This is a genomic window from Mycobacterium sp. 29Ha, from assembly GCF_032883055.1.
Classification (GTDB): domain Bacteria; phylum Actinomycetota; class Actinomycetes; order Mycobacteriales; family Mycobacteriaceae; genus Mycobacterium; species Mycobacterium gallinarum.
This window is the reverse complement of sequence record NZ_JAMQTI010000043.1, coordinates 20,109-32,116: the sequence shown is the minus strand read 5'-3', so window position 1 is coordinate 32,116 and position 12,008 is coordinate 20,109. Positions and strand designations below refer to the sequence as shown.

Sequence of the window (12,008 nt, the reverse complement as noted above, 5' to 3'; positions counted from 1 at the left end):
CGGCCCACCAACCGAAAGTCGCATAGCGACTGGACCACCAAACGGGTCCCCGTCAAAGTCGGCGACGACCAACGCATTCGGGGTGGGCACCCGGAACTGGCGGTCCACCAGGTCCAGCGTCCGCTCGGCCGCGGGGTCGGCGATCGTGGTGCGCACCGACTTCTGCCGGCGCACGCCCTGCGAACCGTTACGCCTCATCAGCCGCTCCATGTGGACTAGGCCACCGGGAAGCCTCACGCTGCAGGCGAGCCCACATCTTCACCGATCCCTACAACGACTCCGGCGTCTTGCGCCCATCCTCGTCGGGCTCGTAGTAGCCGGCCGACACCTCGGTGATCGCGGCGTCCCACAACGACCCCTTCTACGGCGACCGCGTTACCCAGGCGTGGAACGAGCGCGGGGCGATCGGCACACCGTGCTCGGTGAGCACGCGGCAGATCGGAGCGACCCCGAAGCGGTTCCTGTTCTCGGCGATGAACACGCAGATCGAACTGGTCAGTGGCGGCTGTGCGGGTCGCTCTCCCGCACGAAGAAAGACGTTGCCGCCTTGAGGATTTCGATGGTCTGCTCGAACTCGACATCACGTCGCTTCAGTGCTCGGATCTCCGCGACCGCCTCGCTGGACACCCGTCACGCTTGCCGTCGTCGACCTGCTGCTGACGGATCCAACTCCGCAGCGTCTCGGCATTCATCCCCAGCCGCTTGGACACCGCCGTGATCGCCGCCCACTCACTGGGGATGTTCCTTTTCGAGTCTTCTGTCCATAACGTGGGCCGCGAGACCTTACTACGGCCTAGATTGCCTCAGAACCGCTCGGCTGTTGCCCAGTTTTCTGCGCGCTCAACTGCGCGCCAACATCAGCTATGGACGCCCCGCCGAGGAGATCCGACACCTCAAGATCGTGATTGAATTCGACCCTAATTCGACGACGTAACTCTAGCGCCTGCAACGAATCCAGGCCGATCGCCACCATGGGGACATCGGCGTCAATCGACTCGGCGCGATCGATACCGATGGATTCGGCGAACAGATCAATCAACCGCCGCGAGTGCGTGGTCGGCTCAACGGGTGCGTAGGTTGCTGGGTCGTCAACGTCGGGCGGAATCAGCTGTGAAACCAACGGGCCGTAGCCGAACACACCCAGCACCGATCGCGCCCGGGCGAAATCGAATGCCCCGACGATGGCATTCCTGCCCAGCCGGTTCATTCCCAAAGCGATTGCATCGCCGGGAGACATCGGGACGACCCCGATGGCCGCCAGCTGCGCCATACTCCTTTCATCGAGGTCAAAATGAACGGTCCACTGACCCCACTGCACCGAAACACAGTCCAAGCCAGCGGCGCGGAGTCGGTGCGCCATGGCGTCGAGCATCCGATTGGCCGCCGAGTAGACCACCTGCCCGCGTCCGCCGATCGTCGCCCTCGCCGAGGAGCACAGAATGATGCGACAGTTCTCCGCTCGGGGGAACGCTTCCAGTACCCGCCAGATGCCGATAACCTTGGCCTGCAACGCATCGTCTACCTTCGTGGCGGTGATGTCCTTGAGTTCGATAGCCGAATAGTCGACGGCGGCGTGGATTATCAGATCCGCCGGGGCGCCCTGGTTCTCCGCAGCCAGTTGCGATACTGCCGCCTGGTCGCCTACGTCGCACTTCGTGACACAGATTTGCGTGGCCGTGGTCGAGCGGATCCCCTGGAGTCGGTCCGCGACTGCAGCGTCCCCGCCAGATCTGCTCACCAGCGTGATTCGCCGAGCGCCGCAGTGTGCGAAGTGGTCGCAGAATTCAAGCCCGAGTTTCCCCGTTCCCCCGACGATGAGCACATGTTCATAGGGCACACAATCGGATTGGACCGCCGAGCTGTTGCAAGCAACGATCCGTTTGGCGTATAGACCCCCGTTGCGGAAAGCCAATTCCGATTCTTCGTCGGTGTGCAACGCCGCGACGACCGCACGCCCCGAGTCTGAGGCGGTGGATCCACCCGGCAGGTCGAGGTGCCGGAATCCTACGCCCGGATAGTCGGCGCCAATGCTGCGAAACCCCGCGCTTGCCGCTGCGTGCACCGGGTCTGGCGGTGCGTCGTCTGCGACGACCGCCTCACCGCCCACCGTCACTAGCCAGTAGTCGGTACCTGCATCAGTGACTCCCGGCCACCACATGCGGTTGGAAAAGAATTCCGTGACTGCGGCCGCGGCGGCGAAGTCGTCCATCTTCGGCGATTGCGGAAGCAGTATGACAAGTGTATTGATACGACTTGTGACGCCGTGACTTTCAATGTCGATCATGCGAGCCGCGGCGCCAGCTTCGCCGGCTGCAGCGCATATGGCAGTGGCCAAACCCGCGCAGGCTTTCGTGTGGTCGACGATTCCGATGTCACGCGGTGGCACAAGTGAGCGCTTTGACAGCCGAACCCATTCCTCGACGAGAAGGCGCGCCGGCGTGGTTTCCGCGTTCAGCTCACGGGCTGACTCCGTAGGCACTGCAACCGGATTGACAGCGGAGGTCCGAGCACCACGCTGGGGCGGCGCCTCGTCATATGGCAGCCACAGCGGCATCTCATTCATCCGGGTGTTGGGAAAAGCACGCAATGGAAGCGAGACGGTTTCGTCAGACCCAGTGCGCAGGCACTCCCATGAGTAGTCCAGGTCATGTACGGCCAGGTTTGCGAGATTGCGTGTCAACTCGTTGAGATCCGTGGCCGTTCGCTCCGACGAGCCGGCCACGACCGCCGAGCTTGTGTCCCCATGTCCAGCGATATTCTCTTGAATCGCCAGCTGTAGTGTCGGATGCTCGGCCAGCTCCACGAACGTGTCGACGTTGCGCCGCACCGCTTCCGCGATTGCCTTGTCGAATCGAACGGTGTTGCGGAGGTTCCAGGACCAATATTGGTCGACGGGCAGGCCTTGGTCGACGGAGCTGCCGAGAGTTGCTCCGATGCAGTCAATTTCGGAGTCGAAAAACACAAGATTCTGCAGTCGCCGTCGTACGGTGGCACGTACCTCGGCGCTAAGGTCATGCATCAAGCTGGTGTGTGCGGGATACTGGACGGGAATGACTCGAGCGAACGTGCCATTCTCGACAAAGGCGTCCACGATTGCCTGCACCGCTTTCCGTTCACCCGAAATGCAATGCATGCTAGGCGAATTGACCACCGACAGCTGCGCCCAACCCGAGCAACGCGCGATCGAATCCTCACAGGCGTCCCGGTCGGCGGCGACGACTGCCATGGAGTAATCATCGGAGGCCAACTTGTCGGCGAGGCGTGCGCGGATCCCGACAACGAGGACGGCATCGGCCAAAGTGATCTTGCCCGAGACGTAGGCTGCGCTGATCTCCCCTTGGCTGTGTCCGATAGTGGCGTTCGGCGTCACGCCGAATGAACGCCACGTCGCGGCCAGTGCGGCCATTTGGATAAACAATGCCGGCTGGACGGTCCACGCACTGTTATCGGCCGGAAGATGTTCGTCGAGAAGGTAATTGAGCGGGCATTCGCCGAACTGCATCTGGAAAGCCTCGGTGCAGCGGTCGGCTTCGGCTCGAAATGCGGGAATCGATTCATAGAAGAGCCGCCCCATCCCTGGGCTTTGGTTGCCCTGCCCGGGAAAGACGTAGGCCACCTTACGGGTTATGGCGGTCGTGTTGGTCTGGATCAACGAAGGATGTTCTCGTCTATCAACCAGTGCGCGTAGGGCGCTGATCAGATCATCGCGGCTGTTCACCATGGCCAGGGCGCGATGCCGGCGGGCTATCCGCGTCCGAAAAAGCATTTCGGCGATGCGGTCAGATCCTACTTCAGGATGATCTGCGGCATAAGACAGGAGCTCCGCGGCCTCGTCGAGAAGCAGGCCGGCGGTATCCGCTGACAACAGGACGGGGGTGGCGTTGTTCGGAAGCCGGTAACTAGGGATCACTTTGCTCACTCACTGGCATGGCAATGATTGCGTGTGCATTGGCGCCTCCCGCGCCAAACGATGACACGGCACCGTAGCGGACGCCGCCTTTGGGCTCCCAATGGTGCAGCTTTGTCGCCAGCTGCACGCCCGTCAGATCCCAGTCCACCGTCTGAGTGGGGTTGTCCGAGAACAGGGTCGGCGGAATTTGACCGTGCTGGCCGGCGAGCAACAGTTTGATCAGTCCGAGTATTCCGGATGCCGCCTGGGCATGGCCGGCATTCGACTTCATCGAGCCTAAGAGCGCATGGGATCCCGAAGCGCCGTAAGTGTTAAAAAGGGCAATCAATTCTACTGGGTCGCCCGCCAAGGTTGCGGTCCCGTGTCCTTCGATCATTCCCACATCGACTGGATCAATTCCCGCAGCGTCGAGCGTCTTGCGGATGACCTGCTCCTGCGCGCGCACCCGAGGAACCAAGATCGGCTTGCCCTTCCCGTTGTGATTGGTGCGGATGGCCAGGATTCGTCCATAGATCCGGTGTCTCATTTGACGTGCTCGCGATTCACGCTCGATGAGAACCATTCCGGCGCCTTCACCCCAGATGGTCCCGGTGGCGTCGTTCGAATACGCGCGGCAGTGGCCGTCACTGGAAAGCGCGTTGAGTCTGGCGAATTCGTAGAACGCACCGGGGGACCCCATCACGCACACCGCGCCGGCAAGTGCCCATTCGCACTCGCCGTCTCGCACCGCTGTCGCGGCCAGGTGCAGTGCGGTCAGTGCGGATGCACATGCGGTATCGACGCAGATCGATGGACCGGTCAGTCCCAGGCAATGCGAAATCCGGCCGGCGGCCCCCAGTTGTCCCAACGAGGCGATCCGATGTCCACTGTAGGCGTCGGCGACCGCCGCGCGTGGACCGTACTCCATTGGCGACATGCCAACGAAGCATCCACCGTCCGCGCCTTCAAGCGTGCCCGGATTCACACCAGAATTCTCAAGTGCTTTCCATGCCATGCGCATCGCCACCCGCTGCTGGGGATGCATCACGACGGCCTCGCGGTGGGTGACGCCGAAGAAGGGCGGATCAAATGTCGTCGCGCCGTCAAGAAAACCACCCGCGTCGCAAACGCGTCCCCAACCGTCTAGCTCGGATACCGACAGCAGATCATCGGTTGGCCAGCCGCGATCTCGAGGGAAGGGGGTAAGCAACTCCCTACCTTCGGCCAAGGCTGACCACAAGGCGTTGGGGCTTTCGATTCCTCCAGGCGCCTCGACAGCCATGCCGGAAATGACGATCGGGTCGGCCGGTGTCGTTGACGTAGATTCGCTGACGCTCACGCGGTCTGCTCGCATTGCGCGCTCGCCGCCAACAACTCCGCGACAGCGTCAATGTGCGATTTCAAATAGAAGTGTCCACCGTCAAACATTGTTACCTCGACCGTGTCGGTATGCTTGCGCCACCCATAGAGATCACCCAGCGTGATATAAGGGTCCGAATCACCACCGATAGCATGAATCGGAGCCGCTACCTTGATGTCTTCGGCGCAGGAATACGCGTCAAAGGCGTTGTAGTCTGCCTTTATCACGGGAAGTGCCAGCCTCATCACTTCTCGGCTCGCAAACACATCCGTGTCGGTGCCCTCGAGCGCCGCGAGATGATTCAAGATCGTCTCGTCGTCTTTGGGATGCGGTGGTTTGGCCGCGACGTTTGAGGGAGCTACCGCCGCCGAGACGGTGAGGTGCCGCACATCGATCCCGTTCACTTCCGCAATCCGGACAAACTCGAAGGCCACTAACGCTCCCATGCTGTGGCCGAATGCGATCAGCGGAGCTCCGCGATTGTGCTCCGACTTCGAGAAGTCACGGAACGCTCCCGCGGCGATCTCGGGAAGCGAGTTCAACGACGCCTCGGCCGCCCGATCCTGGCGCCCGGGATACTGGAAGACAACGACTCTAAACTCCGCGCTGAGAATCCTCGAGAACTCGCGGTAGGCCGACGCGCCAGCCCCGGCATGCGGAAAAACCAGCAACGTCATATTGCCGGGGGAATCCGGCTCGTGAAATTGTCTCAGCCACCCCTCTATGCGCGGCATGCACTATTACCTCTCGCCCATCCGTCGCCATTCTGCAAACCGGTTTGGTGGTTGTTTTCGTCCCCCACGTCAAGTGACTTAGCTGAGGCTAACATAAGTTACCATCTTCCGTGGTCGGTTCCGGGCCGTTCGCCTTCCGGTTTGCTGCGCGAACCGAAGTGCTCATCCCCTCTCGGTCACGGACCATGAGCGCAGCGCGCTTATCCGGCAGATCGAGGTCCGCGATGCGTCGAAATCCGGCGCGTTCGAGCGCCCGGATCACTCGCGCGTTCTCGACGTCGGGTTCGGCGACCACTCGTGTGGCGCGAGTATCTGCTTCGAGTTGCCAAGTCGAGACGGTCTCCAGCAAGTCAACGCCCAGCCGCCGTCCGCGGCATGGCGCCGGCCCCAGCAGCATGTGCATGCCGGCGTCGCGTTCGTGCGCGGCGTAGTACTCGGCGAGCGGATCGAGATCGGCGCGGTAGAGCTCCCAGTAGCTAATCGGAACGCCATCCAGCAGGCCCAGATAGGGAGCCAGGTGGTCGCTGCCTTGCTGCCGGCGCAGATAGGACGCGATCCTGTGTCGCGCCCATGGCTTCCGCCAGAAACGGGCCACCTCAGGGTCATTCATCCACGAGTGCACCAGATCGAGGTCGCGTTCGAGGTCGAGCCGACGCAGCGTGAACTCTCCCGAGAACGCCTGATGATCCAGTGCCGCGCGGTATCGCCCCACGTCCAGCGCATCCACGACGTACCTCCCAATCGAACGGCCCGCATGGTCGCCATGAGCGCATGGGGTAGGTCTAGCTCCGTCATGCGACAGCCGCAACAGCCGCGGGAGCCATCCGACTCACTTTAGGCTAGCCTAAGGCAGCTCTATGAGCGCTCGGAAGAGAGGACTTCCTATGATTCGGTTCGTGTCGCTGGTGCCACAGGCCAGTGGTGCAGGACCGAGCAGACTCTGAACGATCCAGCGAACTGAAATCAGGGGTGAGGCGAGCGATGGCCGACGATGCCGAGACTTTGCAGGAACGTCGTCTCGAACTGCTGCGAAGGCGTATCGCCGAAAAGGGTCTGGCAGCGGAGAAGCCGGCCGATCAGGCGCGCATCTGTGCGGGAGAGCGCTACCGGCTATCAGTTGGTCAGCGCCGGATGTGGTTCCTGCAGACCATGGAGCCCGCCGACACCGCGTTGAACATCTGTATTGCCTACCGACTGACAGGTGCCTTGGATGGGTCACGCTTGCGCAGCGCCTTCTATGATGTCGTGGCGCGCCACGCTATTTTGCGCACAACCTACGGCGTGGACAACCAGGGTGAGCCATATCAAGTCTTTCGCGATGGTGTCGAAAATAGTTGGTGGACAGATGATTTGACTCATCTTGTCTCCGAGGAACGCGAACGGCGAATCGAGGCTTTAGCGCGAGACGAGTTCGGCCGGCCATTCGATCTCACGAACGAGCCGCCGCTGCGGATCAACTTGATACGTATCGGTACGGAGGAATTCGTACTGTTGCTTGTCGCGCATCACATCTGTTGGGATGACGACTCCTGCGCTGTTTTCCTCCGCGAACTCAGCGCTGCTTACAACGGTCGCCAGCTGGGCCGGCCCGCACCACAGTTTATCGCGGTCGAGGTGCTCGAGACCTCAGAAGAACCCAGCACTGCCGACATCGGCTACTGGGCTGACACATTGCGGTCGTTACCCGAGGCGCTGGAGAGTCTCGGCGCGGGTGGCGCGCATCCGTCTCGACGGGCCGAACGTCAAACTCAGGCGCTGCCCGCAGGCCTCTTCAACCGGATCGAGAACTTCGCCCGAAAGCGCTCCGGCTCACCATTTATGGTGCTACTGGCGAGCTTTGGTGTGCTGGTGCGTCGCTATACCGGCGCGGCGGATTTCTTGGTTTCCGTCCCTGTCACCGACCGCAGGCCGGGGACCGAGGCTGCCATCGGGTATTTCGGCAATACGCTGTTGCTACGAATCAGCCCGCGAGCCCACGACACTTTCACCTCGTTGGTGGACGCCGTACGCGAAACCTGTCTTAGCGGCTTCGCCCACAAGTCGGTCGGCATCGATCGAGTGGTCCGCGAAATAAACCCGGACCGGATGGGCCACGATGGCATGGACCGCCTGGTCAGGGTGGGTTTCAGTATGCGCAAAAGCCATCGCGGATTCGCTTTGGACGGCGTCGCCGTGCGACAGCTCGAACTGGGCGCGGTCGCCGCGCAGCTTCCGCTTGCCTTGGCGATCGTGTTGGACTCGCAGGGCGTGTCGGTCGAAGTCGAGTATCAGAGGGATGTGTTGAGCGGTGCGCTCGTCGAACAGATGGTGACTCATTACCTACAGCTGTTGGACAACGCGCTGGCCGAACCCGAACGCCGGGTCACCCGTCTGGACATGCTCGACCCCAGGGAGCGAGAAACCATCCTGGCACGGTCGCATGGCGAACTCGTCGACACGCCCGCCACCACGATGGTCGCGATCCTCGAAGCGGCCGCGGCTGCCACACCGGACGCTGTCGCGCTTTCCTCGGGCGGGACTGAGCTGAGCTATGCCGAACTCCATCGGCGCGCGAATCGCCTGGCGCGCTGGTTCATCCAGCAGGGACTCGGTGCCGACGACATCATCGGCCTGCGCATTGCGACATCAATCGAGTTCATCGTCGCCTCGCTCGCCGCACTCAAAGCCGGTGCGGCCTACCTGCCCATCGACCCGGCGTTCCCGGCCGAACGCATTGATTACCTGGTCACCGATGCCCGCCTACAGACGGTTATCGGGCCGCGGGAGTTTCAGTCCGCTGAGATTGCCGCCGCGCAGCTGTCTGACGTCGCACTGACCGACGCCGATCGGTCACTTCCGCTGATCCCCGAGCACTTGGCTTACGTCATTTACACTTCCGGCTCCACCGGCCAGCCCAAGGGCGTCGCGGTTTCACATCGGGCCATCTCCGAGCACATCAAGGGTTTCATCGCCGAGTGCTGCATGACCGCCGAAGACCGCTGGCTGCAATCGTCGTCGGTGAGCTTCGATGCCTCATTGGCGGATATCTTCATCACGTTGTCGCTCGGCGCACAGTTGATCGTGCCCACCCTGTCCAACGCCGGGGCTTCACGTGACGTCGACTACCTGGCCGATCTGATCAGTCGCCGCGGTGTCACCGTGCTGCACGTGGTGCCGTCGATGCTGAGCACTCTCCTGATGCTGCCGCAGGTCAAACAATGGCGGTCGCTGCGTCATGTTCCGGTCGGCGGTGAAGCGCTTCCCGGTGAGCTAGCCGACAAATTCGCCAGCCACCTCGACGCTCAGTTGCGAAATCACTACGGTCCAACGGAGGCCGTCGTCTGCTCGACGCACAAGCTGGTAGGCGGTTCGCACGGCGCGCGCACAGTGCCCATCGGTGTGCCGAACCGCAACGTCTACGCCTACGTGCTTGACGAAGAATTGCAGCCGGTGCCGGCCGAGGTGATCGGTGAGTTGTACCTCGGTGGTGCTCAGTTGGCGCGTGGATATCTGGGCCGTCCCGGACTGACCGCGCAGCGGTTTGTCGCCGACCCATTCAACCCCGGCATGCGGCTATACCGGTCGGGAGACTTAGTCCGCCGCAATATAGGTGGCGACCTGGAATTCGTCGGCCGGGCCGATGAGCAGGTCAAGGTTCGCGGCTTCCGTATCGAGCTTGGCGAGATTCGGTCCACGATTGCGACACATCCAGCGGTGCGGCATTGCCTTGTCATCGTGGACAATTCTGAGGCCGGCCCCGCGCTCGTCGCGTACCTGGTGCCTTCCGATGGTACTGCGCAATTGGATCTGGAGAGCATACGCGCACATACCCGCTCGGTACTGCCGGAGTACATGGTGCCGAGTGCCTTCGCGGTGATTTCCGAGATTCCGCTGACCGTAAGCGGCAAATTGGATAGGCGGGCGCTGCCCGCGCCAACGGCTATCGCGCTTCCTGGCTACCGCGCGCCGACGACGACCACCGAACGCCGAATCTGCTCGATTTTCGCCGGGCTGTTCGGCTCGCAGCGAGTCGGCGTTGAGGATTCATTCTTCGGCTTGGGCGGCCACTCCCTGTTGGCGGCCCGGTTGGTCGCGCAAATCCGGGCCGAGTTCGGCGTTGAGCTAACCGTTCGCGCGGTGTTCGATGCTCCCACCCCGGCCGGATTGGCGGCTCAGCTCGTCGATCGGTTCCGTGCCGAATTCGACATTGATCTCGACGAGATGGAGGCCGAGGAGCTATTCGACGATGCAATGCCAGGAGCGCCATCGAGCCGTCCCGCGCTGGTCGAATCCGTTCGCCCGGAACAGCTCCCCTTATCCTACTCGCAGTTAGCTGCGTGGTTCCAATATCGGATCGAGGGCGCACATGACGGCTTCAACATGCCGTTCGCGCTTCGCGTCGAAGGCCCGCTGGACACCGCCGTACTTACCGAGGCACTGAACGACGTGGTTGCCCGGCATGAGCCGTTACGAACGAATTTCATTGAGTACCAAGGTGTCCCATACCAAACGGTGCACTCGAAAGTGCACGTTAGTGTACCGATCTCCAAGATCACGGCCGATCGCTTCGACGAAACGGTGGCCGAGTTGCGTCGGCATGTCTTGACGCCGGAGCGCGGTCCGTTGATTAGTGCGACCCTGTTGGTGCTCGACTCGGATAAGCATGTGTTGTTCTTGATCGTCCATCACATTGTCAGCGATCACGCCTCACTCGGCATCCTCTCCGAGGACCTAATATGCGCCTACCGCGCTCGGCTGAGGGGTAAGCCGCCCCAGTGGGCAACGCTCCCCTTCCAGTTCGCGGATTACGCACTGTGGCAACGAAATGCTTTCGACACATCCAGTGGATGGGGACGGGCTGAGCTGGCTCATTGGCGTGAAGCATTGGCCGGATCGCCCGACGTGATCTCGGTAGCGCCCGACCACTCACGGCCGCCGGTGCTCGGCAAGCGTGGGAAGGTGGCGAGCTTCACGGTGTCCGCGGCCCGTCGATCGGCGCTTACGCAGCTCGCCGAGCAGAATAGCGCCACTGAGTTCATGGTTTATCAGGCCGTTCTTGCAGCATTGCTGCACAAGCTCGGCGGCGGGACGGACATCGCAATTGGCAGCCCGGTCGCATCACGCGTCGAATCCGCCACGGCGCAGTTGATCGGACTGTTCGCCAACGTGGTGGTCCTGCGCAACGATGTGTCCGGTGATCCAAACCTGCGCACCTTGGTCGCGCGTAGCCGCGAAACGGTGCTGGATGCCTTCGCGCATCAAGAACTGCCCATCGAACGCTTGGTGGAAGCGTTGAACCCGCCGCGCTCGCGGTCCTGGAATCCGTTGTTCCAAGTGCTTATCCATTTTCGCGGTGAGGATTGGGCGCTCATGCCGCGCGACCTGACTGAGACCGGGGAAACCACGGTCTGTCCGCTTTCGATGGACTTCGATGTGTCACTCCTGGATCTGGATGTCGGCATCAATGTGACAGAGCGTGGAGAACTCGACGTGCGGATCGTCGCCAATGCCGATCTTTACGAATCGCAAAGCGTCGCGCTTATCGCCGATGCTCTGAATGCCGCTCTCGATGCATTCGCGACGACGCCGGATTGCAGGCTACCCGCGTTGGAATTGCTACCCGCGGCCGCCATGGACAAGCTTCTCGCTCCGCCAACCCCTAAGGTCGTCCGGCAATTGGAACCGATCACACGAGGTTCCGCGGAAACCGAGCGAGCCCTCATCACCCTGTTGGAGCAATTGCTCGACATCAACGGCGCAGAACCCGATGACAACTTCTTCGCTCTCGGCGGCGACAGCATCATCTCCATCAAGTGGTCGGCGCAGGCTACCGAGCGGGGACTACCCTTGACCCCGGCAATGGTGTTTGAACACAGGACCATCGCCGAGTTGGCGGCGGCAGTCGACGCCGTAACTCGTCAGGCTGCCGCAGACGAGACCGGTCCGTCAGCAGGATACGAATACACGCCGATGAGCGCATCCGGCCTGAGTCCCGATGCGCTGGCCGATCTCACCGCATCCTGGCTCAAGGAGTCGTGAACCGCAG

General features: G+C 62.0%; 5 protein-coding genes and 1 pseudogene. 1 reads left to right on the top strand and 5 read right to left on the bottom strand.

What is annotated here, in order from left to right; translation table 11 throughout:
• The 5 genes and pseudogenes from M1248_RS32200 to M1248_RS32180 all read right to left on the bottom strand — a co-directional run.
• Positions 1–740, bottom strand: a pseudogene (locus M1248_RS32200) (IS3 family transposase); the annotation flags it as partial.
• A 53-nt stretch (positions 741–793) separates the two neighbouring features.
• Positions 794–3,919, bottom strand: a complete 3,126-nt coding sequence (nbtC, locus tag M1248_RS32195) for a nocobactin polyketide synthase NbtC (RefSeq protein ID WP_234785559.1) — start codon at positions 3,917–3,919, stop codon at positions 794–796.
• Positions 3,900–5,243 carry a polyketide synthase gene (locus tag M1248_RS32190; RefSeq protein ID WP_061006457.1) on the bottom strand — a complete coding sequence of 448 codons (1,344 nt, stop codon included), beginning with the start codon at positions 5,241–5,243 and terminating at the stop codon, positions 3,900–3,902. The genes nbtC and M1248_RS32190 overlap by 20 nt, the downstream gene beginning before the upstream one ends.
• Entirely contained in the window at positions 5,225–5,983 is a 759-nt protein-coding gene (locus tag M1248_RS32185; RefSeq protein WP_061006456.1) for a thioesterase II family protein, read from the bottom strand. The genes M1248_RS32190 and M1248_RS32185 overlap by 19 nt, the downstream gene beginning before the upstream one ends.
• 88 nt (positions 5,984–6,071) lie before the next feature.
• The gene (locus tag M1248_RS32180; protein WP_082762249.1) at positions 6,072–6,710 is read right to left on the bottom strand and encodes a GNAT family N-acetyltransferase; all 639 of its coding nucleotides are present in this window, start codon (positions 6,708–6,710) and stop codon (positions 6,072–6,074) included.
• A gap of 254 nt (positions 6,711–6,964) precedes the next feature.
• On the opposite strand from M1248_RS32180, the gene M1248_RS32175 reads away from it, so the two are divergent.
• A complete protein-coding gene (locus tag M1248_RS32175) occupies positions 6,965–12,001 on the top strand; it encodes a non-ribosomal peptide synthetase (RefSeq protein ID WP_317150789.1) in 5,037 nt (1,678 codons plus the stop codon).
• Positions 12,002–12,008 lie beyond the last annotated feature (7 nt).

Bases quoted from the DNA above. Each gene is read 5' to 3' on its own strand.
- M1248_RS32190 (WP_061006457.1), bottom strand. From the start codon at position 5,243: ATGCGAGCAGACCGCGTGAGCGTCAGCGAATCTACGTCAACGACACCG.
- M1248_RS32185 (WP_061006456.1), bottom strand. From the start codon at position 5,983: ATGCCGCGCATAGAGGGGTGGCTGAGACAATTTCACGAGCCGGATTCC.
- M1248_RS32175 (WP_317150789.1), top strand. From the start codon at position 6,965: ATGGCCGACGATGCCGAGACTTTGCAGGAACGTCGTCTCGAACTGCTG.